The following is a 25,332-nucleotide window of genomic DNA, read 5'->3' as shown; positions in this document are numbered from 1 at the left end:
GGCACTCAAACAATTTGATTTCAATAGAAAAAATCCACTTGCCTCCTGCAGCGTATGTAATGCTGCTGCGGGGTGAAGTGGATTTTTTTATTATTTATTGCTTTTTACCAGTTATTAATTTGGCAATTTCCTCTAGTGACATGGAAGAATTGACTTCATAAGAGCCGATTTGTAAACTTCGCGCATATTTGGCATTCGCAAGTAATAGCTCCATTTCTACACTATTTGTAATAATGCCACCGTCTTCGAGCTTTTGCGCCACAATATAGGGCGTTATGCCGCTATATATTTGAAGTGTCATTGTGACTTCATTATCAGTTTTCTTTTCAGCGTTCTGGGTACTATCAGTATGCTCATCTTCCGCAGACATGTCAGTTGCATTTTCTTGTTGCTTATTGTCATTACCAGTTTCTTTCGTCGAGTTCGCTTTTAATGCTGCGATTTCTTTCGTTGCTTGCTCAAGTTTTTTTTGTAGTTCCTCTACGTCCTTATCGTTTGAAGAGGCCACTGTCGGTAGACCAATATTCAGATCCAAGCGATCGGCTATAGAAAGCAATGCGCCGACTAGGAAAATGGCGATACCAAATGCACGGATGGCGGATTTGTTCATTATTATCTACCTCCGTTTGCAATCACTTGTCGCACTTGCTCTTCCGTTAAATTGGAGCGAATACTAATATCAGCAATGGAAAGTCCTTGCTTGTTTAGCTCGAGTACCTGACTAATAATGATTTCATGAATCGGCTTTAAGTTGTTTGGCATTGGTTCAGCCTTTTTTACCTGTGCGGCTTGTTGAACAGCCTGCATAACCTGTTGAACCTTTGGATTTTGCGTCGGAGGATTTTTAGCTATGGATGATTTAACCTGAAATTCAGGTTCTAGTAATAGCTCTTCTTCCACAATTTTGAGACGTCGTTTTAAATTATTCGTTTCTTGAAAAATAGAAATGGATAATTCTTCGACATCTTGTTCGACTTTTTTCGCACTATCTTTGAAAAAGAACGATAAAAAGATAAGAACGATACCGACAATCATAAGTATGATGGATAAATCCACTAGTTTCACCCCATTAAATTATGTAATTATAAGGTATTTTACCACATGCAAACTTAATATGAAATGAAGGTAGATTTTTTTTCAGTTTATGTTATAATAGGTTAGTCGTATAAATCATGCTCAAATTTAAATTCTTGATATAGAGTGGGAGGGTTAATAATGCGCGTAAATATTACTTTAGCTTGCACAGATTGCGGCGAACGTAACTACATTTCTAAAAAGAACAAGCGTAACAATCCAGAGCGTCTTGAACTTAAAAAATATTGCTCTCGCGAGAAGAAATACACTCTTCACCGTGAAACAAAGTAATCGCTCATTAAGCCAAAACCACACGTGGTTTTGGCTTTCTACATTTTAAAGGGAGGTGCGATGTCGTGGATAAAACAACGTTGCGAAACAAGGTGCGTGAAGCACTCTCAAATATGAGTGCAGCTACATATCGCGAACAATCATTTGCTATCGCAAGAAAAGTGCTACAGGAACCATATATAATAGAAGCAAATACGATTGGCATTACCATTTCTAATAAGCCAGAAGTTGACACAATTCATCTAATCGAAGCACTTTGGAAGCTTGGTAAAACAGTGGCAGTTCCAAAATGTAACGCAAAAACAAGAGAAATGTCATTTTATGCGATAGAATCGTTTGCCCAGTTAGAAACTGTTTATATGCATTTGCGTGAACCAATTCCGGAAATTAGTGAGTTTGTTGACGCAAATGAAATGGATATCATACTTGTTCCTGGCGTAGTTTTTGACACACAAGGCTATCGAATTGGCTACGGTGGTGGTTATTACGATCGCTATGTATTACACTATAAAAAAGGTAAACTAATATCTGTGCTTTTTGATGAGCAACTATATGAACAGGTGCCTATAGAGACGCACGACTACCCAGTAGATCTTATCATCACACCGACAAAACGCATTGATTGTGAAGCGCAACGAGGAGCGAAATAAAATGGATAAAATGCTAGATATTTATGATTTATTAAAAACATATGGCACTTATATTTATACACGTGATCCTATTGGCGATTTAATGTTAATGGAGGATGAAATTCGTGAGTTGTACAAGGCGAATGTACTCGACATTAAAGATTACCAAATGGCACTGTTGTTAATACGACAAGAAACGACAAGACTGCGGGTTGAGCAAAATAAGCAGTAATGTTTCAATAGCGAATAATTTGGGTACCGTAAAAATATCGTAATCTGTATGTAAAATTCGTAAAAACAGTGGTTTACCACTGTTTTTATGTTTTTACGAAACTTTTTACATTTAAAAACGTATATATTAATGTTAAGCTATAATGAAGCCGAGGAGAAAGGCTACCTAAAAATATATCTGTTGATTATCTGTAAAAAATGGATTAAGATATATTTTGTTTCAGAAATCAAATTGTAAATTTTATTATTTTTTTGTAAGGAATAGGGAGGATGTTAGGAATGAAATTAACTAAGTGGCCTAAACATTCATTTATGATACTAGCAATCGTAGCAACTTGGATAAAAACGGTCATTGTGTACCACACAAGCTTTGAGTTGAAAATTGAAAATGCGATGCAACAATTTATTTTGTTAATTAATCCATTAAGTTTTTTACTGTTTGTTTATGGATTATCGTTATTCTTTAAAACACCAAAAATAAGAAATCGCTATATAATCACTATTAGTATCGTATTATCGATTGTTTTATATGGAAACGTAGCGTTCTATCGATTCTACAATGACTTTATTACATTGCCGGTATTATTCCAGACAAGTAATTTTAGTGATTTAGGAACATCCGCTGCAGCTATTATTAATCCATGGGATCTTTTATATTTTGCAGATGTCTTTATTATTATTATCGCTAATAAGTATTTACCAAAAATGAAAGCAGCGGTAAAAGTAAATGTTGAATTCCGTCGTGCATTTTTCGTATTAGCAATTGCCATGACATTTTTAAACTTAGGTTTAGCAGAAACAGAGCGTCCACAATTATTAACACGTAGCTTCGACCGCGAACTACTTGTTAAAAATATAGGTACGTACAACTATCATTTATATGATATTTATATTCAGTCAAAATCATCTGCACAACGCGCATTAGCGGATGGCAGTGAATTAGTAGAAGTGAATAACTACATTCGTTCTAACCAAGCATCAATCAATGAGGAAATGTTTGGAAAATACAAAGATCGCAACTTAATCGTCGTGTCGCTCGAGTCATTACAAAACTTTGTGATTAATAATGATATGAATGGACACGAAATTACGCCATTCTTTAACTCTTTAACAAAAGATCCAGATACGTATTATTTCAGCAATTTCTATCACCAAACAGGGTTAGGGAAAACATCAGACTCTGAGTTTATTTTAGAAAACTCATTATTCGGTCTTGGCCGTGGCGCTGTCTTCTTCACACATGGTGGTAATACGTATAACTCAATGGCAGAGCGTCTTGGGGAAAATGGTTACTTTACAAATGTTATGCACCCGAACAATAAATCGTTCTGGAATCGTGATATGATGTACCAATCTTTAAAAATTGATAAGTTCTATGATGTAGACTCATATAAAGTAGAAGAAGGCCAAGCTGTCAACTGGGGTATGAAAGATATTCCGTTTATGGAGCAGTCCGCTGCATTGATGAAAGACATGCCACAGCCATTCTACTCTCGTTTAATTACGTTAACAAACCACTATCCATTCACTTTAGATCCAGAAGACGTGATGATTCCTGAATATACATCAAACTCAGGAACATTAAATCGCTACTTCCAAACAGTGCGATACATGGATGAGGCGCTAAAAGACTTCTTCCAAGATCTAAAAGACCAAGGTGTTTATGATAATTCTATTATCGTTATGTATGGAGACCATTATGGTATTTCTGAAAACCATAATAAAGCAATGGCACAATATTTAGAAAAAGACGGCATTACACCGTATGATAATGCATTATTGCAAGAAGTACCTTTATTCATCCATATCCCTGGCGATGGTCAAGGGAAAGAGATGACAGAGGTAGCTGGACAAATAGATTTACGACCAACTATTTTACATTTACTTGGCGTTGAAACGACAAAAGATATGCAACTTGGTGCAGATTTATTCTCACCAGAGCACGAGGATTTCGTTATCTTCCGTGACGGCCGCTTCATTACAGATAAATACGTTTATGCTGGTGAGGCTTGCTATGACAAAGCAACAGGGGAACAAATTGATGTAGCGCCTTGTCAACCTTTTGCAGACCGAGCAACAACGGAATTAGAAAACTCGGATGCCATCATAAACGGCGACTTACTCCGATTCTATGATGAAAAAACAGGCAATTTAAAACAAAATGCAGTGAAATAAATGGAAAAAGGCATACTAGAACTTCTAGTATGCCTTTTTTGGGTGTCAGTCACGCAAACAATTCAGGTAATTTTGAAAATTTAGCAATGCAATCGCTATTAGTTGTCCTTTACAGATTCGATAGGAACTGCTGTAAGTCCTTTTGTGTAACTTGCCCCTCGACTGTATATCTCAAAGTACCCTCAGCATCAATAATAAAGGTAGTAGGGTAAGCCATGACTTCGAAAGCCTTCCCAAGTGCTCGATCATAATCTAAGAAAATAGGAAAACTTAAATTGTATAATTGTTGAAACTTGATTGCATTTTCACGACTATCATTTGAAGTCGCATTGATTGCTAGCAACTCAACATTATTTGGTTTTTGCTCATAAAAAGTATTTAAATCCGGTGCTTCCTCCTGACAAGGACCGCACCAAGAAGCCCAAAAATTTATAATAAGAATTTTCCCTTTATATGCTTCTAATGTCGTTGAGGATTCATCTAAGTGTGTTAATGGGCTTTTAAAGTTAAGCATCTTTGCCCCTGTTTGTTTATCTACAATCAAATTAGGTTGGGTCTCTTTGTATATTTCATTTTTCACAGCAATGCCAATGAGTGATAGTACTACTACCAAAGAAATGACCATTAAAATCTTTTTACGTTTCATCATAAATCTCCTTCTAGTGCATATAGATATAGATAAATTAAATAAATTATTCCATATTTAAAAAATCCTTACTTATATGATAACGTAATTTATGAGAAAAAACCTCCTATTTTTTATAAGGGTTAGCATGTTTCGGTGATGAAAGCATCCATACAGAAAAGAAAAAGAGCAGCCTCATAATAGAGACTGCTCTTTTCTGTCTGGATTTTAGTGTAACGCTGGAGGATATCCACTATGAACGATTGTCATGATGACGAACCAACCGAATACCCCAGCACTTGCTAAGTTGAAAACAATGCTTAGTAAGTTTTTTTCTTTAATTGCTTGGAATGTACCAACGACAGCTAAAATCGCTACTAGACCAAAAATAACCATTAATAAGTTCATTAAAAAAGACACTCCTTTCGACATCAGAAAATGAATGTCGTAAACAATATTCCTCCTTAATTGTAAACGTTCTACCTGTTTTTGTCGAGGACTAATATAGAGTAAAGTATGAACTTTTATCGTCAAATTGTGGCAAAGAATGTATAATATGAAGTTGAGGTGATAAAGATGATGAACGTACGAAGCTATTCCCTTGGACCAATCCAAACGAATTGTTATATCGTATCGAATAAAGAGAAAGAATGCTTAATATTTGATCCAGGCGAAGAAGCGACAAAAATTATAAAGGCAATTCGCAGCAATGGATTGAAGCCATTAGCCATTTTTTTAACACACGCCCATTTTGATCATATTGGTGCAGTGGATGAAGTCAAAGAAGCATTTAATATTCCTGTGTGGATTCATGAAAAAGAGGTTAGCTGGCTAGATGACCCGATGAAAAATGGTTCTGGTAAATATGCTTCTTTACCAGATTATAAGGTGGCTGCTCCTGCTAAAGAACATATTATTAAGAAAGAGCAACTTTTTGAAATAAGTAATTTTGTATTTAATGCCGTATTTACTCCTGGCCATTCACCTGGTAGTATTTCATATATTTTTGAACAAGATGGTTTTGCCATCGTTGGAGATACATTATTCGAACAAAGTATAGGGCGTACAGATTTACTTGGAGGATCAACAAAACTATTACTTGCATCCATTCATGACAAACTACTATCGTTACCTGAAGATACCATTGTTTACCCAGGTCATGGCAATTACACAACAATTGGTACAGAAATGGAAACGAATCCTTTCCTAAATGGCTTTTAACGGCGTTTAAACGGCAAGGGTTAGTTAAAGCGATAGGGAATAAAAAAAGCGTGTCTCAAGTTGTTGAGACACGCGATTTTTTGTATTAATGACCGCCACCAGGTACGTGAATGAATGTTGTATAGTACGTGAAGCCAGCGAAGAATACAGTTAAATATGCTCCGAAAATGTACATGTACATACGTTCTGAAAGGTTCAAGAAGCCTAATAATAAGAATAAACCTGTATTACCTACGAATAATAGCGATACCTCGTTCATACCACCAAGGTAGAACATAACTGCAAAAATACCTGTCCAGAATGCCATAACTTTATACATATTATCCATGAAGATTTCCCCTCCTTTTGCCCACGACACAATAATCTCTTACTCATTATAAATGATATGAAAGGTGTCTGTAAACTGGAACTTCTGCTTCTTTGTGACAAACAAATGGATTTTACAAATTAGCTATCGATTTCTGTCACGTTTATTTCATATTTGCATAAATCGCAGTTATGTATCATGCTTTCGATTTGGATAAATTCATTATTAGAGAATAATGCATTTAATTGTCCTTTTAAGTAAGATTCGTGTAAAGTACAAACGATGTCCGAGTGGGTATCAAGCTGCTCTTGGAATGGGCAATTAAAAATGGAGAAAATCACTTTTTTCCCTTTTTCCGTTTGCTGTATTTGTGGAGTATAGCCAATTAATGCAGCATTGTCTGTTAATAGCTGAAGCTTTTGTTCGAAGGTTAGCATGTTATTTAGTTTTAATTCAGCATTTACATAATTTTTCATTTGTTGATAGCCATCTTGATAACTAATTTCCTGACATTTAGTTAAAGCAGATGGTCCTAACTCTTGTACTAATTGGATCGTCCATTTTAATAAGCGCTCTTCATCACGTCTAGGGAATGTTAGTGAAACACCTTTTTCAGATGCCTTATAAACACGACCAGGTCGTCCACCTTTACCGGTTTTTGCGAAATCTGCAGTAATAATATTAATTTCTGAGAGCTTGGTTAAGTGAAGGCGTGCAACATTTGGATGGATGCTGAATTTATCAGCAATATTTTGTACTGTTACCGTTTTTTTCTCTTTTAAAATATACTCATAAATGGAGTACCTCGTTTCGTCGGCTAAAGTACTAGTAATTTTTAATGGATGGATCATTTACATCACCTCATTGTATTATTTGAAAAAATGCTGTTAATGAAAAGTTAGGAAAAAAATCATGCTGATTCTATTATATTGCATTATTGGAAAAGATACAGATTCTTTAGGCTTAAATATTATCTTTTTCATATGTTTTGTTCATAATTTGTGAAAATTTGTATGTTATCCACAATATTTTTAGAAAAATCTACATTTACTAGTGAAATATCCATCAAATTTTTATTTTAGAAAAAGGGCTTTTCTCGTAACGTGTTCCTCTTTATACTAGGAAATAACGAATAGAGCGGTCATATTCGAATGAACTAGAAAGAAGGGGTAATTATGCAAACTTTTGAATCTGTTGTAGAACAAAAGAGTGAGCATCTTTTAGTGAAAGCCTATCATTTTGGTGCTTCGGATTTATTACTTATACCGCAAGAAAATCGGTATATAATCTATTTTCGAAAATATGATAAGTTACTGACAGCAGGAGAGCTCCCCACAGAACTCGCCGAGCGTATCGTGTCCTATTATAAATTTTTAGCAGCATTAGATATTAGTGAGCGGCGTAAACCACAAAGCGGCTCTTTTCAGAAAATAGTGGAGCAAAATCGTTTTGCTTTACGCGTTTCCACACTTCCTTCTGCTTATTTAAAAGAAAGCCTGATTATACGGCTTCTACTTCAAAACCACGCATTTCCACTTACATCCTTAAGCTATTCCAAATGTGCAGCTGATAAGTTAACAAAGCTAGTGGACAATCAACAAGGCATTTTATTGTTTTGCGGCGCAACGGGCACAGGTAAAACAACATCTTTGTACTCTTTAATACACCATTGTTCTAGCGAGCTTCAACGCCATGTTATTTCATTAGAAGATCCTGTAGAAAATCAACAAGTCAATCTTCTTCAAATTCAAGTAAATGAACGAGCTGGCATTACTTATGCGGCGGGCTTAAAAGCGATTTTGCGGCATTCGCCAGACGTGATTATGATCGGTGAAATACGTGATCAAGAAACAGCTAAAATTGCTATCGAGGCAGCTCTTACAGGTCATTTAGTGCTGTCAACTATTCACGCTAAGGATTCAGTAAGTTGTCTCTATCGTCTTTTAGATTTAGGGGTGTCACCAGAAGAGCTTCGTCAAACAGTAATTGCTATTGTGGCACAAATGTTACTACACATTCCGCAACAGCAAGAGGAAAGACGAGCATTATTTGAAATATTATGTGATCGCGACCTTGATCATGCCATTCAAGCTTTGATACAAAAATCGCATTATGCAATGCCTTATCGTCTTACGTTGGCTGGTCAAAAAGAAGAAATTATGAGGCAACAATATGCTGCAGCTCAGAGCGTTTATTGACAAACTACAACTGGATTATAAAAGAACAACAAAGTGGCGACTAAAAGAACAAGCACAATTTATTAGGCGTTTAAGTGTCTTAATACAGGAAGGCTATTTGTTTGCTCAAGCGGTGTCGATGCTGCTGCCACACCATGTGAAAAACTATGAGGAGGTTCAACAATTTGTAGATGAAGCACTTAAACAAGGAAAAGGTGTTATAGGTGTATTTGACACTTTACAATTAGCCAAGCATTATTTGGTAGCCATTTCAATTGCTGAACATAATGGACATATCGTTAAAGCATTAGATGGTGTGGCCAAGCAAATGACGTTGAGCCAAGAGACTAAGAAAAAACTAATGAAGTTACTTTTGTATCCAGTAGTATTGATTGTATTTTTATTGTTGTTGTTCCTGTTATTTCGTACGTTTTTCTTTCCTAATATTGAAGCAATGGTGACAAGTCGCAACGATTATGGAACAGAGGAACAGTCGTCTATTGCCGTATCTAAATTATTATTACATGTTCCAGACGTATTTATCGTAGTCCTTTTTGTTTTGACTTTAGGTAGCATCATTTTTCAGCGTATGCTAAAAAGGTTACCTGTTGCCAGACAGCTTCAAATAATGTTGAAAATACCTTTTATGAATAGCTATTTTCGCTTAACCATTTCAAAACAATTTGCTGCTTATTTGGGTAGCTTGCTGCATAGTGGTTTTTCCTTACAAGCAAGCTTGCAGATTTTAGAGCGACAACGGTACCAACCGAATGTACGATTTTTAGCTAGTCGCATAAAGGAAAGGGTTACTTTTGGAGATACGTTAACACAGGCAGTTACTTTACTTCCAGTGTGGCAAAACGATTTTGCTACGTTTGTAGAGCATGGGGAGCGAAGCGGTTACTTAGGGAAGGAATTAGTATTGTATAGTGAATTATTGTTAGAAAAGCAAGAACTCCTGTTGCAAAGATTGCTTGCATTTGTACAGCCAACGTTTTTTGTTTTTATTGCTTTATGTATTGTTGCGGCCTATGTCAGTTTATTGTTACCGATTTATCACATGATTGAACTTATATAGGAGGACCTATCATGAAACATATACAACAAGAAGCTGGATTTACTTTAATTGAAATGTTAATTGTTCTGTTAATTATTTCCGTTTTAATACTTATTACAATTCCGAATGTTACAAAACATTTTGCGACGATTGATGAAAAAGGATGTGCTGCATATATCTCGATGGTACAAGGGCAAGTCGAGGCTTATCGGGTAGATTTTATGGAGTATCCTTCATTAGACGATTTAGTGGCAAAAGGATACTTAAAAGAGCAGGGAACGACTTGCCCAAATAAGGAAAAGATCGTGATTACCACTAAAGGAGAAGTGCAATTAGCAAAAAAATCCTCTACAGCAGAGGTTGATGGACAATGAATCGCATTAAAAATGAACAAGGTTATACGCTGCTTGAAATGGTCATGGTGTTATTTATAGTAATGTCATTAACGGCTATTGTGACAAAATTATCAGTGAAAGTAGCTGAAGCAAAAGAAGTGGAACGCTTTTTTATGCAAATGCAATTAGACCTTCACTATTTGCAAACGTATAGTATGCACCACAAGGATTATATATTTATCAAATTTGAACCACACTTACAACGTTACAGTATTAAAAAAGATTTTTTTACAACTGTATATACTCGCCCCTTTCCAAAAGAGGTAGAACTATTGACAGAGGGGACAAACGTTTATACTGTGCGCTTTAACTTTATCGGTAATATGATGACGCCAGGGACACTTTATTTTCATACACCTCTGGGGCTTAAAAAAGTAGTCATAACGCTAGGACGAGGGAGAATGAGAGTCGAATGAATGAAATGGGCTACTCCTTTGTTGAAACAATTGTTTCTGTTGTTATTGTAATGCTGTTATGCTCGACGTTAATTCCGATTAGCTACACAATGAAAACAACCCTCTATCATCAAAAACTTGAAGTTGCCGCTGCCGAAACGGCTTATGAAGGATTAAAGCAATATCGTTATTTCCAGCAAGTCGCAGGAGTAAAAACGATTGACGATGTAGAGTATCATTGGCTATTTGATGGACAGAAAATATGTGTCACATTTCAAAATACAAGAGAACTGCGTCAAAAGTGTATTGAATTAGCAGGTGAAATTCGATGAACGACAAAGGATATACTTTATTGGAAGCGCTGATTCAAATGGTCGTCTTTGTGCTCGTTTGCCATGTTTTCATCTTGATTATTCTGTGGGCTCTTACAATCAAAACTTCTATCATGACGGATGAACATTCAAAATGGGAGTTATTTGTTTTCGAAATGAGTACGAATTTGGCCAATGCTACTTCCTTATCGGTAAGGCAAAATCAAAGAACGATCATGCTTCAAACAGCCAATACATGGCAGTATTTTGACTGCTATCATAATATGATTCGACAAAGAGTGAATGGTGGTCATGTCCCGATGCTTGTGGGGATAAACAATTGCCAGTTTCAAATGAGTGGCAATGAACTGACAATCGCTGTCGAATTTCCAAGCGGTTTAAAGAAGGAGCGGACCTATTTTGTACCAATTATTGAAAAATGACAGAGGGGCTGTTTTTTTAATCGCAATTGCATTATTATTTTTTGTAACTACTTTTGTTCTTACGTATTGCATGTCTTATGAGATTCAGTTTCGAACATATGATGGGTTAGAAAAGATGAATGTTCGAGCTACGATAAATTTATTAGGACAAATTTTGTCAGACAGTGTAGAATCGTAGTAAGAAGGTGATTCGAATGCGAAAAATATATTTAGTTGGCTTTATGGGCTGCGGGAAGAGTGCGTTAGGTAGACGGTTAAGCTATTTATTAAAATTACCCTACTATGATATGGATCATGAAATTGTCAGACAGCAGGGAATGACGATTCCACAAATTTTTGAGAAGTATGGAGAGGCTCGTTTCCGTGAAATAGAAACGGAATTTTTGAAAAATTTCCGCGACGAGGCATGTATTATCTCTACAGGTGGCGGTGTAGCAATAAATGGGGAAAACCGTAAAATTATGAGACGCAGTGGACTTGTATTCTTTTTAGATGCGACATTCGAAGATATTTATAAACGAATACAGCATGATCCAAATCGACCAATAGTACAAAGCTCGACCAAGGAAGAGTTAGAGGAGCTGTATCATTACAGAAGAAAGTTTTATCGCGATGCAGGACATATTCAAGTGCTGACAGAAGGTAGAACGATTCGGCATATTCTAGAGTATTTAGTATTTCAAGTAAAAAGATTAAAAAGCGAACGATGATTGATTTAGATGACTGTAATATTCGTCTTTTAAGTTAAATTAAAAAATGTTTGCCTTTTCAATGCAATCAATGTTAGGATATAGACTAATAAGATAACTTTTTGTACATTGAATACTAAATAGTACCAAGAGCATTCTTGGGCGGATGATTGTACGGGGAGAGCGCGTGTAGACGCCACCGAAGGAGCAAGTAGCAAAGGGCTATGAATCTCTCAGGTAAAAGGACTCGTACAAGACGCAACTCTGGAGAGAGCTGTAATACAACAGCCACCAAAGGGGAAAGCCTACTGATTGGCATTTTCGCAATGCGAGTTAGATTGGTGTAACTTTCAGGTGCAAGGACAGAGAATCCCGAAAAGGGGTTCGTCTGTCTTTTTTTATGTCTAAACATCTGTCAAAGTACAATCGGGCACATAGTTTTTCATTTGCTAACAAAGGATAACTGCCTTAGCGTACTTACGGCATATGCGCTTAAATATCAAAAAAGCAGACGAACTACTACCAGTAAAATGATACGAACAATAAGGAGGCAATAGTAATGACGAATGAATTAAAACGTACACCTCTATTTGACGAATACGCAAAGTATGGTGGTAAAACAATTGACTTCGGTGGATGGGAATTGCCAGTACAATTTACTTCAATTAAAGAAGAACATGATGCAGTGCGTAATCGTGCAGGCTTATTTGATGTGTCTCATATGGGCGAAATTTTAGTAACAGGTCCAGATGCACTAGCGTTTTTACAAAATCTTTTGTCCAATGACATCGCTAAAATTGCTACTGGTCAAGCGCAATACAATGCAATGTGCTATGAAGATGGTGGCGTTGTCGATGATTTATTAACTTACAAACTTGCAGATAATCATTATTTACTATGTGTCAACGCAGCCAATATTGAAAAAGACTTTGATTGGATGATGGAAAATCAACATCAGTATGATGTCACAATCGACAATCAATCGGAAGCTTTTGCACAAATCGCTTTACAAGGACCACTTGCAGAAGAGCTTCTTCAATCATTAACGGCTACGGATTTAAGTGCAATTAAATATTTCCGCTTCCAAGAGGATGTTGACATTGCAGGACATAAAGCGTTAGTCTCTCGCAGTGGTTACACGGGTGAAGATGGTTTTGAGTTATACGGTGCTCCAGCGGATATTAAAGCTCTTTGGGATATTATTTTAGATGCAGGAAAAGACAAAGGCGTTGTGCCAGCAGGCTTAGGTTGCCGTGATACATTGCGCTTTGAAGCAGGTCTTCCACTTTATGGGCAGGAACTTTCTGCTACAATTTCACCACTTGAAGCGGGCATTGGCTTTGCTGTGAAATTGAATAAAGATGACTTCATTGGGCATGATGCGTTAGTAGCTCAAAAAGAGAATGGTTTAGCGCGTAAAATTGTCGGTATTGAAATGATTGATAAAGGGATTCCACGTCATGGTTACAAAGTGTTCAAGGATGGTCAAGAAATCGGTGAAGTGACAACAGGTACACAGCTTCCTTCTTCAAAACGTAATGTTGGTAACGCCTTAATTGACAGCCAATTCGCAACTATCGGAACAGAATTGGAAATCGAAATTCGTGGTAAGCACTTAAAGGTAGTAACAGTTGAAACACCGTTTTACAAGCGTTCAAAATAAAATTTGAAAAGAGGGACCTACATTTATGAAACATCGTTATTTACCAATGACGGAGCAAGACAAACAAGACATGTTAGACGTAGTTGGTGTATCGTCAGTCGATGAGTTATTCGAGGATATTCCTGAAAAAGTACGTTTCAAAGGCCTTTATGATATTAAAGAAGCAAAATCAGAATCAGCACTTTTAAAAGAGTTATCGGCACTCGCTGCAAAAAATAAAGATACAAATGCGAACGTATCATTTTTAGGTGCAGGTGTCTACAATCACTATAAGCCGATTATCGTAGACCATGTCATTTCTCGTTCAGAATTTTATACAGCCTATACTCCGTACCAGCCTGAAATTTCACAAGGGGAATTACAAGCGATTTTTGAATTCCAAACAATGATTGCGGAGCTTACAGGCATGGATCTTGCCAACTCTTCTATGTATGACGGCGGAACAGCATTGGCTGAAGCAGGGATGCTAGCTGCAGGTCATACACGTCGTAAGAAAATTTTAGTATCTGAAACGGTTCACCCTGAATATCGTGATGTCGTTGCTACATATGCATACGGTCAATCAATTGACATCGTTACAATTCCTCATAAAGATGGTGTCACAGATGTAGAAGCTTTAAAAGAGCTGATTGATGAAAATACAGCGGCTGTTATTGCACAATATCCAAACTTCTTCGGTCAAGTAGAAGATTTACAAGTTATCGGAGATATTGCACATGATGCGAAAAGTTTATTTGTTGTATCATCTAACCCACTTGCACTAGGAATTTTGACACCACCAGGTAAGCTTGGTGCCGATATTTGCGTTGGTGATGCACAAGTATTTGGTATTGCGGAAAGCTTCGGCGGTCCACACTGTGGATTCTTTGCTGTGACAACTAAATTAATGCGTAAAGTGCCTGGTCGTCTTGTTGGGGAAACAGTAGATGGTGAAGGTCGTCGTGGTTATGTGTTAACACTACAAGCGCGTGAACAGCATATTCGTCGCGACAAAGCAACATCGAATATTTGTTCAAACCAAGCGCTGTTAGCTCTCGCAGCATCTGTTGCAATGACTGCTTTAGGCAAGCAAGGCGTACGCGAAATGGCCATGCAAAATATTGCGAAAACACGCTACGCAAAAAATGCTTTTGAAGCGGCAGGCTTTACAGTGGCATTCCAAGGTGCACACTTTAACGAAATCGTTGTAAAAACAAATAAATGCGTGAAAGAAATCAACAAAGGCTTACTTGAAAAAGGCATTATCGGCGGTTATCCATTAGGTCAAACATACGATTCACTGAAGCAACATGTACTAATAGCTGTCACAGAATTACGCACGAAGGAAGAAATTGATGCACTTGTTGCAGAAATGGGGGCTCTCAATGCATAACGAAAATCAATCACTCATTTTTGAAATTACAAAAGAAGGTCGCGTAGGGTATAGCTTAGAAGCGTTAGATGTACCAGAAATCGATCTTGCGGATTTACTTCCTGCAAACTGTATTCGTGAAGAAGCGGCGGAGTTACCAGAAGTTTCAGAGCTTGATATTATGCGTCATTATACAGCATTATCTCGTCGTAACCACGGTGTAGACTCTGGCTTCTATCCACTTGGTTCATGTACGATGAAGTACAATCCAAAAATCAATGAGTCAGTGGCACGTCTATCTGGCTTTGCCAATGTACACCCATTACAAGATGAATCTACTGTTCAAGGTGCAATGGAACTTCTTTATGAACTGCAAACGTCTTTAGTCGAAATTACAGGGATGGATGAAGTCACATTACAACCAGCGGCAGGTGCGCATGGTGAATGGACAGCATTAATGATGATTCGTGCTTTCCATGAAGCAAACGGCGAAGGACATCGTAATAAAGTCATCGTTCCTGACTCTGCACACGGTACAAATCCAGCATCAGCAACAGTTGCAGGCTTTGAAACAATTACAGTTAAATCTGATGAAAACGGCTTAGTCGATATCGAGGATTTACGTAAAGTAGTAGGGCCAGACACAGCAGCATTAATGTTAACAAACCCAAATACACTAGGTCTATTCGAAGAAAATATTATCGAAATGGCAGAGCTTATTCATGAAGTTGGCGGGAAAGTATACTACGATGGCGCTAACTTAAATGCCGTAATGAGTAAAGCACGTCCTGGCGATATGGGCTTTGACTGTGTACACTTAAACTTACACAAAACATTTACAGGTCCACACGGTGGCGGTGGTCCAGGTTCAGGTCCAGTAGGCGTAAAGGCTGATTTAATCCCATTCCTACCAAAACCAGTTCTTGTCCGTACAGAAGATGGCACATACCACTTCGATTACGAGCGCCCACAGTCGATTGGTCGCGTAAAACCTTACTATGGCAACTTCGGCATTAACGTACGTGCTTATACGTATATCCGTACGATGGGTCCTGATGGCTTAAAAGCTGTTACAGAATATGCTGTACTCAACGCAAACTACATGATGCGTCGCTTAGAGCCATTCTACGACCTACCATATAACCGTCATTGCAAGCATGAATTTGTATTATCTGGTCGTCGTCAAAAGAAACTGGGCGTTCGTACATTAGATATCGCAAAACGTCTGTTAGACTTCGGCTACCATCCACCAACAACGTACTTCCCACTCAATGTAGAAGAAGCGTTAATGATCGAGCCTACAGAAACAGAATCAAAAGAAACATTAGATGCTTTCTGCGACATTATGATTCAAATCGCCAAAGAAGCAGAAGAAAACCCATCGATCGTACAAGAAGCACCACATACAACAGTCGTATCTCGTCTAGACGAAACGCGCGCTGCCCGTACACCAGTGCTTCGTTATCAAAAAGCATAAAAACAAAAACTGCTCGACTAGTATTGTAACTGGTCGGGCAGTTTTTTGGTGCAGAAGTGCGAAATGCTGGAAATCATTAGAATGACACAATCTCCTTCCTATTATTTCGTTTCGTAAAATAGAAAACATAGCAGACATTTTTAATAAACACTGATATTATAGTTAGTTAATATAGTAATAAAATTGAATAAATACATTTAATTGTAATTAACTCTTGTCTTTTTATTAAAAAATATAGTAAAGGATGGGCGAAAATAATGAATGCTATTCATTCGGAGTGTTGTTTATCAGTTCATACAACACTAAAAGATACATATAGAATAAAAGAAATTCTATCCACAAGTAAATTGTCTATTGTATATCTTACCGAACATGTGCAAACGGGCGAGCTTCGGGTGATAAAGGAATTTTTCCCTAGTGAAATAGCTTTACGGGATTTAGATAATAAGACGATTATTTATCGTTCGCCATCTAAAAAACAACAGTTTGAGCAACTGAAGGACAATTTTATTCATGAAGCACAGATATTGGAACAAGTAAATCATAAAAATATTGTAGAATATGTGACACACTTTGAGGAGAATAATTCAGTCTATATTGTTATGGCACTTCATAAAGGGACGCCAATGGATAAATATTTATTAAATTATCAATTAAATACTAGGGTTCAATTATTTGATACAATATTTCTTCCAATAATAGATGCACTATGTTATTTACACAACAAAGGAATTATTCATCGAGATATAAAACCTAATAACATTATTATTGATAAGGCAGGCAGTCCTCGTTTACTCGACTTTGGCTCGGCAATATACTATGAAACAACTATTAATCCTACTATATATACTACTGCAGGATATTCCCCAATCGAGCAGTATTCAAATCAATCTGAACAAGGAATCTATACAGATATTTTTAGCCTAGCTGCTACTATATACTATTCAATGACAAATATTGTGCCACTAGATATTTCGCAAAGAGTGATTGATGACAAGCTGGTGAATATAAGGGACTATAATAAAAATGTGAGTATAGTAATGGCGAAAATCATTAAGTGGTGCCTAATAGTCGAGCCAAAAAAACGGTGCTCCTCACTGAAATGGGTGGAAATAGCTATACAAATTGAGAAATTTAAACAAAAAATGCAAAATTACTTAGCGTGATATAATAATAAATAGCCACATGGGTATCAATTTTAATCCTTATTAATCATTTTTTATTTACATAATTATAAATATAAAACAGCTTATGGAATTTTTATAATGAATCCATAGGCTGTTTTTTTATTGATATATCAGTGTTTTTTTAAAATTTAGTAAGTTTAAATTGTGCTTTTTTCTTTTGGTTAAAAATTACTAATAACAGTACATTAATAGAAAAAAGTACCAATGTAAATATTGACAATAAAATAAGATATTGTATAGTTACTTTGTGATACAAATTGTTATTAGTGAAGGGTTCATTTAACGGAATTTTAGTGAAGCCATTTTACTCATCAGTGAAGTAGACAGTACATATTTTAAACATCAGGTACTATAGATTATCTATACCATATACGAATTTAAACTATGCTTGATGATGCATTAAAAATCTAAAATAAAAGGGATTCTAACGCCTAATTATTTACATAAAATAACTAAAAAGTTTTAAATAGGAATTTTTAAAGATTTTTAATGACTTCACTAATGACTATGCTTATTTAATCCATTATTAAGGGAGGGATGGCTGTACATTACAGCCGAAAAAATGGAGATTATTAATCAAACAAACAGAACGATGCTCTTTGAGGAAATTAATCCGGAAAAGTTAGATTTAATTACACTTGTTGGGGATGTTAAAGGAATTGATAGTCTAAGCGATGAGAAAATCAAAGAAATAAATCAATATCTACTTGTAAAAAGCTTCGATGAATTTTTAGATAAATTCTCTCCAACGGTTTATTCATTCTACAATGCTGCCAATCAAAAAGTAATGTATACGCTAAAAAAACCAGAAGGCATTCAAGACGATTGCATTTCTGAAATCGCGATTGATCAAAACAATGATTTTTTGAAAATGCTTTTCACCCTTATTGATACGAAACGAAGCCAAGGAATTACCAATGTAGATTTTAAATTTGAAAATCTATTAGACATGATTTCTCCTAAAAAAGTAATGGATGATATACGCCAAGTAAGAAAAGAAATTCATTACTTGTATGGTGAATATGACAAGTTAGACGATGGTGATCCGAAGAAGCTAGATACTGGAGATAAATTAAATCTTATGTTCGAGGTTGCCAGCAGAAACTATAACAATGTTATGGCCATGTTGCCATTAGCAATTGAAGATATTAAAACAAGACTTTTGCTAGGTGCTAATCAGGAGGAAAATGAGTCCGAAAAGTTACAAATTGGAACACTTACTATTGGGGACACGGGTGAATTAAAAATTATTGAAGCACCTCAAACGAATTCATCAGAGCTGATGGTTATTGAAGAAAATAGTAATTATGGTTTAAGTACTGTTTTCGAAGAAGACTATGAAGCAATCACAGAATCCCCATCTTCTTATGTAAAGGATTTAGTCGTAAGAACATTTTCCCCTTTACCATCAGTGAAAGCGGATTTTGATGTTGAAACAGAAGTACAAAATTACAATACATACCTAGAATTCTATAAGGATGCTAAGGATGAATTTGTAAAGACAGTAAAGCCATTAGTTGAAAAGCTACTGGGAGTCAAAATGTACTTTGACCAATATGCAACTAAAAATAAAGGGATGCAACCTTCGCTATTAGTTACAAATACAAAACTAGATATGCTTGTTAAAAGTAATAATTTGCCAAGATTGCGCACGTATTTAAATACTGTCAACTCGAAAAATGATTTTACGGATACAGTATGGTATGGAATCGTCCCATCACTTGAACTTGAAGCTTCTGGAAAGATGAAAGTGACTAGATCTCGATTTAAAGGAAATGAAAAAGTTGCAAAGCAGGAAGGCAACACGATGGAATCTTTATCTAGTCTTCTGGATACAGTCAAAGATTATAAAGTCCAAATATTCTTTAATTTTATGGCTGAAGAAGAGACAACGTTTAATGGTATCGCTACGGCAGGTATTGACCGTTTAATCGATAAATGTTCGGTGCTCGTTCGCAAAGATTATAGTGAATTTGCAATCCCTTGCTTGCCAAACTTTACTATAATTCCGAAAGATAAGTCTGGGGTTGTCATTGATACAAGAATGCAGACAACGGAGAATGGTGCGCGACTATCAAAAGAAAAAGAAGATATTTTAAAACTTTGGATCGAGGGTGTATATGTAGGCGCAAGCTATGTAGCAGCAGGAATTGTGTCCGCTTATCAATGTCCAGAGTATTTAAAAGAATCATTTAGAAATGTGAAGAGAAATTATCCGGGGGTTCGTTTTGACATTGAAGCAGGTGACAACTCATTACGTGCTGTGACTACGATGGCGAAAGAAATATCTGGATTTACAAATAATATTAAAGATGCGATTAATAGCAGAAGCTTTGGATTTGTATTCTCATCTGAAAATGCACAACTGCAGGATAAAGATATTAAACGTATTACAGTATATAAAGCTAGAAGCTTGGCGATGGAAGAAGATGGATTCGACTCAATCTACAAAACACAAGTTAGTACGTATATTGAAAGAATTCTAAGATTCCAATCAGGTGACTTTAAGCACGAGAATATCGTTCGCTTCTTTAGTAATAATCCAAGTAGTCAAAAAAGTAAGTGGCTAAATGATAAAGGGCATGTAAACTCGATCATTCATGATGGAGATGATATTGGCTACATCATTGATGAGAAAACAAGCTTATGTCAAATCGACCTTGTATTTAACGGTAATGTGAAAAATCTTGAAGTCATGATTACTAAAGGGACAAGTGCTGTTAAAGCATAAAAACCGAACATGAAGAAACTACAGACATCGATTGTTTAAATCGTATGTTTAAGATTTGTTATTTAAGCAAATCTTTTAACATAAATATGAATTTACTCAAATGACTGGATTGATAAAATCCTTACATATTTCTCGTTACGTTCTTGCAAAACGATACGAGAAATGAAGTCAGCTAGAAATATGGTCAATTTTATCAAGCACGATTTAAAGAGTGAATTCAACAACTATTAGGAGGGAATAAGAATGGGTTTTGTATTAAAAGTAGAAGGTTCAGAGGCAATTGAATTAGGATTAGAGAGCATTATGACTGTTGAGTATGAAACAGATACACCGAATGACTCTAACGCTCGCTCAACAGATGTGGGTGCAACTTTAAAAGTAAAGGGTAAAATCCTAACAGCAACAGATGGTGATAATTCAGATGATACGATGAAATTAGGATTATGGTCATTAGTACCTGCTGAAAAGTCGGACTGTTACCGTAAAGTAACACTTGAAGTTATCTCAGCTGATCAAGTTGTACGAAAAATTCACTTCCCAAATGCGTTTGTTGTTGACTATACAGAAAGATATGGCGACACAGAAGGTATTGGTGAATTCTTCTTATTCATTAAGCAGAAGAAAGATAAAACAGATTTAGCGAAAATCGAAGGCGGCTATGCTGTTTAATGTAGAAGTTTGATAGAACACACTATTATCTAAGGGACTATATAGTTCCTTAGATAATTTTGAATAATCCTAATACAGGGGATGAAAAATAGTGAAAAATCATTATGAAACTTTAGGTGTCAGCAGACAAGCCACCCAAGATCAAATTAAGCTTGCATACAGAAAATTATCTAAAAAGCATCATCCTGACGTAAGTGGAGGCAATAAAGAGTCCGAAAAAATTTTTTTAGAAGTACAAGAAGCTTACAAAGTATTGAAAGATACGTCTACTAGAGAGGCCTACGATGCTCGCCTGGATGGGACGACAAAAAACAGTGATCATAGTCATGAACATTCGACAAAAACAAAAGCTCAAACAACTACCCATCAACAAGCATTTAATATGAATGATATTGAGAAAAATTTCGAACATTTTTTTGGATTTAATCCAAAAACGAAAGAAACATCATCCACACTGCATAAAACAGCAAAGAAGAACCCTTTAGATACAACTGATTTATTCGAACGATTTTTTAATAAATAAAACAAGTTAGTGAGGAGGAGAATGCTATCGTGAATAATATGAAAAATACTGTAGAAGTAAACACGTACAATGCAAATAGACAAATGATGATAAAAATTATCGATATTATCATCGTAATCATCGCCTTCTTTTTTATTTTATATGTATTTGTGATGAATCAGGACTTTCTATTGAAAATTATTATTGGGTCAATGCTGGCAATAATTATCATTGCTTATGGATTAATTAAATACGAAGCAAAAGAGACAATGTATGAATATACAGATACAAATATTCAGAAAATTGTATTGCTCAATGAACGTGGGGCAGAAGTAGAAGAATGGTTGTTAAATGATAAAACCTCCATGTTGATTGGCAAAAGCTCTAGTGAACAAGAGGTAGATATTGATTTAACTGGCACGGAATATGAATCGCTTATTAATTATGAACATGCTGTTTTAAATTGTGTATCTGGTATGTGGTACATAGAAGACATAGACTCTGTAAATGGTGTCGGTATAAAAAAAGCACACAAACGTGTAAAAAGTAGTTTAAAACAGGAAAATCCTTATCGCTTAAATAGTGGCGATATTATATACATAGCAAATACACGAATTTTAGCAAAATAAAAAGTTGCTAGATTTGTTGCCAAGATGAAGATGGAGGTTAATGATATGAGTTTGATTAGATGTACAAATGGTCACATGTTTAGTTCAAGAAGACATAGAAATGTTTGTCCTTATTGTAATGTAACGGTTGAACAGGAGCCTAGAACTACTACAGCAACAGCAGTGGCAGAAGTAGATGATAAAACGATGCCCTATCTTGGAGAAATGGACGGAATTGACCCTGTAACAGGATGGTTAGTTTGTATTGAAGGGCCACCAATGGGGCGTGACTATCGAATTTTGTCTGAGAAAAATTTCATTGGCCGAGCAGAAGATATGCATATACGAATAATCGGTGATAATAGCATTTCCAAACGTAATCATGCAGTTATAGTATACGATCCTAAAAAAAGAAATTTCTATCTTCTTCCAGGAGATGCATCTGGCTTGGCTTATTTAAATAATGAAGCAGTTTATACACCAACAGAGTTAGCGGCCTACGATGTTATTCAATTAGGAAGAAGTATGTTTTTATTTATTCCCCTATGTGGTGTTCACTTCGAATGGGAAAACAACCAAGGCGAGGAATGATGAGACATGGATCAGACACTACTATCTTACATAATTGTACTTAGTTTCATCGTCATCATTATGGCTTTGCTCATCCTACGCAAGCTTCTTATGCATAAAGGAGAACACGGCAAGATAGAAATAGGAAATGGTCAAACTATTGGCAGACGAGCCGAACAAGATGATTATTTCTCTACAGTTGAAACAAAAGTTGGCACGATGGCAGTTCTTGCAGACGGCATTAGCGGATTAGCCAATGGCAGAATGGCAAGTACAATCGCAGTTACCACATTTATTCAAGAGTTTATGAAGCAAAAAAGTATAGCAAATATACAATCTTATTTTAAGGAAACGGCCTTAACAAGTAATCGCATGATTGTAGAAAATTTAAATGGTTCTAATGGGGGAACCACTTTAGTAGCTGCAGTAATTGATAAGGAAGGTTTCCTACATTGGGGAGCTGTTGGAGATAGTGTTATTACGCTATTTCGAAATGGAGAATTTATAGCAATTAATCAAAAACATATTTTTGAATCTGTATTAAAAGAACGTTATATTTCAGGAGAAATTTCTCAACTAGAAGTTCAAGAAAACCCACTTAAAAAGAGACTTATTAACTATCTAGGATATGAGGGATTTAAAAATTTAGATACTGGAAATAAACCGATTCAGCTAAAAAGAGGGGATAAGGTCTGTCTATTTAGCGATGGCGTCTACGATACCTTAACAGAAGTAGAAATGGAAAGAATCCTTTCACAGCACGCTCCTCCTTATGATATTGCTCAAAATATAATCAAAGCTGTCGAACAAAAACGCTTAAAAAATCAAGACAATGCAACCATTGTGATATTAGAGAAGACATGGGCTTAATGATTGTTAAGATGTGCATCTGATTAGGTTAGTGAAGAAGGAGGAGAATGATGAGAAAGGAAAACAGCGACTTCAAAACAAGCTTTCTATCCGAAGCGGGTTCATTTATGCAAAATAAAGATTACTTTGCTTATGCGGAGCTGGATGATGTTGCTTGCTGGGTAGCAGTGAAAGGGCTAGATTCTGATCAAGAAATCAATAGTGCAGAATTAGCAGTAAAAGGCATTCTGGAAAAGTTTATGGAAAAACCTTCGATGTCTAGAAAGAGAATAAAAAAGTATATAAAAAATGCCCAAGCTGTTCTTCAGGCCCAAAGCTTAAGGGTGAGGTTAAAAGCAAGCATTATCATGGTCGTCTCGGATTACTCTAAAATAATCTATGCCGTAGCAGGAAACTCCCGACTTTATCACTTTCGAAATGGCATCGTGACTTATAAAAGCAATGATCAAAGTTTAGCAGATGAACTAGTGAATGATAGAAACCGTTCTCTCGATATCAGCCATCATGAAGAAAGAAATAATTTACTCAATTATCTTGGCAAACCATCAAATTTCCAACCGTATATTTCGAAAAAGATGAAACTTATGGATGGCGATGTGTTGCTATTATGCACAGCCGGATTTTGGGAAGAAGTTAGTGAAATTGAAATGGCTGATGCGTTGGAAAGTATAAAGGATCCGGAGCAATATACTGAATTATTAGAAGAAGTACTATTAAGTAGGCAACGCAAAGTTGTCAATAACTATACAATGGCAGCGATATTTGCTAATAAAGTTTATCAAGAAACAAACAAGAAAAAAATGAAATACATCAAAATGATTGCTGCTGCACTTATTGTAACATTAATTGTTGGGGGTAGTACGATTTACTATCAAGCAAAACAGGCAAAAAAATTAGCAGAGTTAACAGTAGAGATGAAAGAGCATGAAAAGACAGGAAACTTGAATTTCCAAGATGGGAATTATGCGGATGCTTTACTGGAATATAGTGAAGGCAGAAATGCTGCGAAAAAATTAAAAGACCCCGTACATAGAAAATTGCTTGCGAAAAAGTTAAGAGTAACACAACTCATCATAAACGGAGATAAGGCATCTGAAGAAGGGCAATTTTCTGAAGCAATGGAACATTATGGAAAAGCCAATAAAGAAGGAAAACTTATAAAAGATTTTGGAAAAGAAGTCATTGAAGAAAGAATTGCGAATATGGATTCCATCGTACAAATTGTGGAAGCTATCAAGGATGGAGATTTTCGATTTGAGGCTGAAGATTATAATGGTGCCTTACAAATCTATCAAAAAGCAAGAAAGAAAGCGCTAGCTGTTGCTTTTACTGGTGAAGAGCAAATCAAGACAAAAATTGAAGAAACAGAAGAAAAAATAGCTGAACTAAAGAAGGCTCAGAAACAATTACAAGCTGAAGGTTTAGAAAAGAGTGGAGACCAAAGCTATGCACGTTTAGATTACGGGAAAGCGATTGAATCTTACACATTGGCTCAGGAAATTTATCAGGAAACAGAGTTACTTGCAAAGGTTTTAGGACTAGAGCGAAAAATTATGAATGCAAATGATAAATTAAACCCAGTTCCTCAAGGACAAGCAGCTGACACTGCAACCCCATCGATGGATGAAGCAACAGGCGCTGAGGAGCCTTCAAATATGGAGATGATGAAAGAAGGAAAGTAACG

The 25,332-nt window shown here is 36.0% G+C and carries 30 protein-coding genes and 1 riboswitch; of the genes, 24 read left to right on the top strand and 6 right to left on the bottom strand.

Features of this window, described 5'->3' with window-relative positions:
* Positions 1–94 precede the first annotated feature (94 nt).
* A complete protein-coding gene (locus MHH88_RS14005; protein WP_339258819.1) occupies positions 95–610 on the bottom strand; it encodes a hypothetical protein in 516 nt (171 codons plus the stop codon).
* 2 nt (positions 611–612) lie between these two features.
* The gene (locus MHH88_RS14000; protein WP_024361278.1) at positions 613–1,056 is read right to left on the bottom strand and encodes a hypothetical protein; all 444 of its coding nucleotides are present in this window, start codon (positions 1,054–1,056) and stop codon (positions 613–615) included.
* 159 nt (positions 1,057–1,215) lie between these two features.
* Here MHH88_RS14000 and rpmG point away from each other — a divergent pair, with 159 nt between their 5' ends.
* The 4 genes from rpmG (at position 1,216) to MHH88_RS13980 (ending at position 4,400) form a co-directional block, all read left to right on the top strand.
* Entirely contained in the window at positions 1,216–1,365 is a 150-nt protein-coding gene (rpmG, locus tag MHH88_RS13995; protein WP_008408521.1) for a 50S ribosomal protein L33, read from the top strand.
* A 65-nt stretch (positions 1,366–1,430) separates the two neighbouring features.
* Positions 1,431–2,015 (top strand): 5-formyltetrahydrofolate cyclo-ligase, encoded by a 585-nt coding sequence (locus MHH88_RS13990; protein WP_339258816.1) that lies wholly within the window; start codon positions 1,431–1,433, stop codon positions 2,013–2,015.
* Between the two features lies 1 nt (position 2,016).
* A complete protein-coding gene (locus tag MHH88_RS13985) occupies positions 2,017–2,226 on the top strand; it encodes a YqgQ family protein (RefSeq protein WP_024361277.1) in 210 nt (69 codons plus the stop codon).
* Positions 2,227–2,504: 278 nt separating this feature from the next.
* The gene (locus MHH88_RS13980) at positions 2,505–4,400 is read left to right on the top strand and encodes an LTA synthase family protein (RefSeq protein ID WP_103976246.1); all 1,896 of its coding nucleotides are present in this window, start codon (positions 2,505–2,507) and stop codon (positions 4,398–4,400) included.
* A gap of 109 nt (positions 4,401–4,509) precedes the next feature.
* Here MHH88_RS13980 and MHH88_RS13975 read toward each other — a convergent pair whose 3' ends face one another.
* Together MHH88_RS13975 and MHH88_RS13970 are read right to left on the bottom strand one after the other, a co-directional pair.
* Positions 4,510–5,049 (bottom strand): TlpA disulfide reductase family protein, encoded by a 540-nt coding sequence (locus tag MHH88_RS13975; protein ID WP_258040963.1) that lies wholly within the window; start codon positions 5,047–5,049, stop codon positions 4,510–4,512.
* Positions 5,050–5,253: 204 nt separating this feature from the next.
* On the bottom strand, positions 5,254–5,433 hold the full coding sequence (locus tag MHH88_RS13970; protein ID WP_024361274.1) for a DUF2759 domain-containing protein: 180 nt from the start codon (positions 5,431–5,433) through the stop codon (positions 5,254–5,256).
* Positions 5,434–5,601: 168 nt separating this feature from the next.
* Here MHH88_RS13970 and MHH88_RS13965 point away from each other — a divergent pair, with 168 nt between their 5' ends.
* Positions 5,602–6,246, top strand: coding sequence for an MBL fold metallo-hydrolase (locus tag MHH88_RS13965; protein WP_103976248.1), 645 nt, complete (start codon positions 5,602–5,604; stop codon positions 6,244–6,246).
* Positions 6,247–6,331: 85 nt separating this feature from the next.
* On the opposite strand, the gene MHH88_RS13960 is transcribed toward MHH88_RS13965, so the two are convergent.
* Positions 6,332–6,574 carry a DUF2626 family protein gene (locus tag MHH88_RS13960; RefSeq protein ID WP_024361272.1) on the bottom strand — a complete coding sequence of 81 codons (243 nt, stop codon included), beginning with the start codon at positions 6,572–6,574 and terminating at the stop codon, positions 6,332–6,334.
* A 119-nt stretch (positions 6,575–6,693) separates the two neighbouring features.
* Entirely contained in the window at positions 6,694–7,404 is a 711-nt protein-coding gene (locus MHH88_RS13955; protein WP_339258811.1) for a helix-turn-helix domain-containing protein, read from the bottom strand.
* Between the two features lie 324 nt (positions 7,405–7,728).
* Here MHH88_RS13955 and comGA point away from each other — a divergent pair, with 324 nt between their 5' ends.
* The 19 genes from comGA (at position 7,729) to MHH88_RS13860 (ending at position 25,330) form a co-directional block, all read left to right on the top strand.
* A complete protein-coding gene (gene comGA, locus MHH88_RS13950; RefSeq protein WP_339258810.1) occupies positions 7,729–8,751 on the top strand; it encodes a competence type IV pilus ATPase ComGA in 1,023 nt (340 codons plus the stop codon).
* Positions 8,726–9,808: a competence type IV pilus assembly protein ComGB gene (gene comGB, locus MHH88_RS13945; RefSeq protein WP_339258808.1), complete on the top strand. Its 1,083-nt coding sequence runs from the start codon at positions 8,726–8,728 to the stop codon at positions 9,806–9,808. Before comGA ends, comGB begins: the two co-directional genes overlap by 26 nt.
* Before the next feature lie 11 nt (positions 9,809–9,819).
* Entirely contained in the window at positions 9,820–10,161 is a 342-nt protein-coding gene (gene comGC, locus MHH88_RS13940) for a competence type IV pilus major pilin ComGC (protein WP_069509073.1), read from the top strand.
* A complete protein-coding gene (gene comGD / locus MHH88_RS13935; protein WP_339258805.1) occupies positions 10,158–10,598 on the top strand; it encodes a competence type IV pilus minor pilin ComGD in 441 nt (146 codons plus the stop codon). Before comGC ends, comGD begins: the two co-directional genes overlap by 4 nt.
* The gene (locus MHH88_RS13930; protein ID WP_024361266.1) at positions 10,595–10,909 is read left to right on the top strand and encodes a type II secretion system protein; all 315 of its coding nucleotides are present in this window, start codon (positions 10,595–10,597) and stop codon (positions 10,907–10,909) included. Before comGD ends, MHH88_RS13930 begins: the two co-directional genes overlap by 4 nt.
* Positions 10,906–11,331, top strand: coding sequence for a competence type IV pilus minor pilin ComGF (gene comGF / locus MHH88_RS13925; protein ID WP_069509064.1), 426 nt, complete (start codon positions 10,906–10,908; stop codon positions 11,329–11,331). The genes MHH88_RS13930 and comGF overlap by 4 nt, the downstream gene beginning before the upstream one ends.
* Positions 11,321–11,509, top strand: coding sequence for a hypothetical protein (locus tag MHH88_RS13920; protein ID WP_339258802.1), 189 nt, complete (start codon positions 11,321–11,323; stop codon positions 11,507–11,509). Before comGF ends, MHH88_RS13920 begins: the two co-directional genes overlap by 11 nt.
* Before the next feature lie 16 nt (positions 11,510–11,525).
* Positions 11,526–12,041 carry a shikimate kinase gene (locus MHH88_RS13915; protein WP_024361263.1) on the top strand — a complete coding sequence of 172 codons (516 nt, stop codon included), beginning with the start codon at positions 11,526–11,528 and terminating at the stop codon, positions 12,039–12,041.
* A gap of 145 nt (positions 12,042–12,186) precedes the next feature.
* Positions 12,187–12,279: riboswitch (glycine riboswitch) on the top strand.
* 300 nt (positions 12,280–12,579) lie between these two features.
* Positions 12,580–13,683, top strand: coding sequence for a glycine cleavage system aminomethyltransferase GcvT (gene gcvT / locus MHH88_RS13910; RefSeq protein WP_339258800.1), 1,104 nt, complete (start codon positions 12,580–12,582; stop codon positions 13,681–13,683).
* Positions 13,684–13,708: 25 nt separating this feature from the next.
* Entirely contained in the window at positions 13,709–15,055 is a 1,347-nt protein-coding gene (gcvPA, locus tag MHH88_RS13905) for an aminomethyl-transferring glycine dehydrogenase subunit GcvPA (RefSeq protein ID WP_024361261.1), read from the top strand.
* Positions 15,048–16,511, top strand: a complete 1,464-nt coding sequence (gene gcvPB, locus MHH88_RS13900) for an aminomethyl-transferring glycine dehydrogenase subunit GcvPB (protein ID WP_069509050.1) — start codon at positions 15,048–15,050, stop codon at positions 16,509–16,511. The genes gcvPA and gcvPB overlap by 8 nt, the downstream gene beginning before the upstream one ends.
* 257 nt (positions 16,512–16,768) lie before the next feature.
* Complete coding sequence (locus MHH88_RS13895; protein ID WP_339258798.1) at positions 16,769–17,677, top strand: serine/threonine-protein kinase; 909 nt, start codon at positions 16,769–16,771, stop codon at positions 17,675–17,677.
* 583 nt (positions 17,678–18,260) lie between these two features.
* On the top strand, positions 18,261–20,429 hold the full coding sequence (locus MHH88_RS13890; protein WP_069509044.1) for a transcriptional regulator: 2,169 nt from the start codon (positions 18,261–18,263) through the stop codon (positions 20,427–20,429).
* 243 nt (positions 20,430–20,672) lie between these two features.
* On the top strand, positions 20,673–21,098 hold the full coding sequence (locus tag MHH88_RS13885; protein ID WP_024361257.1) for a hypothetical protein: 426 nt from the start codon (positions 20,673–20,675) through the stop codon (positions 21,096–21,098).
* A 91-nt stretch (positions 21,099–21,189) separates the two neighbouring features.
* Positions 21,190–21,621 carry a DnaJ domain-containing protein gene (locus MHH88_RS13880; RefSeq protein WP_339258794.1) on the top strand — a complete coding sequence of 144 codons (432 nt, stop codon included), beginning with the start codon at positions 21,190–21,192 and terminating at the stop codon, positions 21,619–21,621.
* A 38-nt stretch (positions 21,622–21,659) separates the two neighbouring features.
* Positions 21,660–22,229, top strand: coding sequence for an FHA domain-containing protein (locus tag MHH88_RS13875; protein ID WP_051147702.1), 570 nt, complete (start codon positions 21,660–21,662; stop codon positions 22,227–22,229).
* Between the two features lie 45 nt (positions 22,230–22,274).
* Positions 22,275–22,799, top strand: a complete 525-nt coding sequence (locus MHH88_RS13870) for an FHA domain-containing protein (protein WP_069509038.1) — start codon at positions 22,275–22,277, stop codon at positions 22,797–22,799.
* 6 nt (positions 22,800–22,805) lie between these two features.
* Entirely contained in the window at positions 22,806–23,648 is an 843-nt protein-coding gene (locus MHH88_RS13865; RefSeq protein WP_103976257.1) for a protein phosphatase 2C domain-containing protein, read from the top strand.
* 47 nt (positions 23,649–23,695) lie between these two features.
* The gene (locus MHH88_RS13860) at positions 23,696–25,330 is read left to right on the top strand and encodes a serine/threonine protein phosphatase (protein ID WP_339258791.1); all 1,635 of its coding nucleotides are present in this window, start codon (positions 23,696–23,698) and stop codon (positions 25,328–25,330) included.
* Positions 25,331–25,332 lie beyond the last annotated feature (2 nt).

The organism is Lysinibacillus sp. FSL K6-3209 (assembly GCF_037976175.1).
Taxonomy (GTDB): Bacteria; Bacillota; Bacilli; order Bacillales_A; family Planococcaceae; genus Lysinibacillus; species Lysinibacillus sphaericus_D.
The sequence above is the reverse complement of the archived record's forward strand: the minus strand, read 5'-3'. Positions and strand labels throughout refer to the sequence as shown.

What these genes read in the sequence shown, in the direction of transcription:
- MHH88_RS14005 (WP_339258819.1), bottom strand. Translation starts at nt 610, where the DNA reads ATGAACAAATCCGCCATCCGTGCATTTGGTATCGCCATTTTCCTAGTC.
- rpmG (WP_008408521.1), top strand. Translation starts at nt 1,216, where the DNA reads ATGCGCGTAAATATTACTTTAGCTTGCACAGATTGCGGCGAACGTAAC.
- MHH88_RS13985 (WP_024361277.1), top strand. Translation starts at nt 2,017, where the DNA reads ATGGATAAAATGCTAGATATTTATGATTTATTAAAAACATATGGCACT.
- MHH88_RS13980 (WP_103976246.1), top strand. Translation starts at nt 2,505, where the DNA reads ATGAAATTAACTAAGTGGCCTAAACATTCATTTATGATACTAGCAATC.
- MHH88_RS13975 (WP_258040963.1), bottom strand. Translation starts at nt 5,049, where the DNA reads ATGATGAAACGTAAAAAGATTTTAATGGTCATTTCTTTGGTAGTAGTA.
- MHH88_RS13970 (WP_024361274.1), bottom strand. Translation starts at nt 5,433, where the DNA reads ATGAACTTATTAATGGTTATTTTTGGTCTAGTAGCGATTTTAGCTGTC.
- MHH88_RS13965 (WP_103976248.1), top strand. Translation starts at nt 5,602, where the DNA reads ATGATGAACGTACGAAGCTATTCCCTTGGACCAATCCAAACGAATTGT.
- MHH88_RS13960 (WP_024361272.1), bottom strand. Translation starts at nt 6,574, where the DNA reads ATGGATAATATGTATAAAGTTATGGCATTCTGGACAGGTATTTTTGCA.
- MHH88_RS13955 (WP_339258811.1), bottom strand. Translation starts at nt 7,404, where the DNA reads ATGATCCATCCATTAAAAATTACTAGTACTTTAGCCGACGAAACGAGG.
- comGA (WP_339258810.1), top strand. Translation starts at nt 7,729, where the DNA reads ATGCAAACTTTTGAATCTGTTGTAGAACAAAAGAGTGAGCATCTTTTA.
- comGB (WP_339258808.1), top strand. Translation starts at nt 8,726, where the DNA reads ATGCTGCAGCTCAGAGCGTTTATTGACAAACTACAACTGGATTATAAA.
- comGC (WP_069509073.1), top strand. Translation starts at nt 9,820, where the DNA reads ATGAAACATATACAACAAGAAGCTGGATTTACTTTAATTGAAATGTTA.
- comGD (WP_339258805.1), top strand. Translation starts at nt 10,158, where the DNA reads ATGAATCGCATTAAAAATGAACAAGGTTATACGCTGCTTGAAATGGTC.
- MHH88_RS13930 (WP_024361266.1), top strand. Translation starts at nt 10,595, where the DNA reads ATGAATGAAATGGGCTACTCCTTTGTTGAAACAATTGTTTCTGTTGTT.
- comGF (WP_069509064.1), top strand. Translation starts at nt 10,906, where the DNA reads ATGAACGACAAAGGATATACTTTATTGGAAGCGCTGATTCAAATGGTC.
- MHH88_RS13915 (WP_024361263.1), top strand. Translation starts at nt 11,526, where the DNA reads ATGCGAAAAATATATTTAGTTGGCTTTATGGGCTGCGGGAAGAGTGCG.
- gcvT (WP_339258800.1), top strand. Translation starts at nt 12,580, where the DNA reads ATGACGAATGAATTAAAACGTACACCTCTATTTGACGAATACGCAAAG.
- gcvPA (WP_024361261.1), top strand. Translation starts at nt 13,709, where the DNA reads ATGAAACATCGTTATTTACCAATGACGGAGCAAGACAAACAAGACATG.
- gcvPB (WP_069509050.1), top strand. Translation starts at nt 15,048, where the DNA reads ATGCATAACGAAAATCAATCACTCATTTTTGAAATTACAAAAGAAGGT.
- MHH88_RS13895 (WP_339258798.1), top strand. Translation starts at nt 16,769, where the DNA reads ATGAATGCTATTCATTCGGAGTGTTGTTTATCAGTTCATACAACACTA.
- MHH88_RS13890 (WP_069509044.1), top strand. Translation starts at nt 18,261, where the DNA reads ATGGAGATTATTAATCAAACAAACAGAACGATGCTCTTTGAGGAAATT.
- MHH88_RS13885 (WP_024361257.1), top strand. Translation starts at nt 20,673, where the DNA reads ATGGGTTTTGTATTAAAAGTAGAAGGTTCAGAGGCAATTGAATTAGGA.
- MHH88_RS13875 (WP_051147702.1), top strand. Translation starts at nt 21,660, where the DNA reads ATGAAAAATACTGTAGAAGTAAACACGTACAATGCAAATAGACAAATG.
- MHH88_RS13870 (WP_069509038.1), top strand. Translation starts at nt 22,275, where the DNA reads ATGAGTTTGATTAGATGTACAAATGGTCACATGTTTAGTTCAAGAAGA.
- MHH88_RS13865 (WP_103976257.1), top strand. Translation starts at nt 22,806, where the DNA reads ATGGATCAGACACTACTATCTTACATAATTGTACTTAGTTTCATCGTC.
- MHH88_RS13860 (WP_339258791.1), top strand. Translation starts at nt 23,696, where the DNA reads ATGATGAGAAAGGAAAACAGCGACTTCAAAACAAGCTTTCTATCCGAA.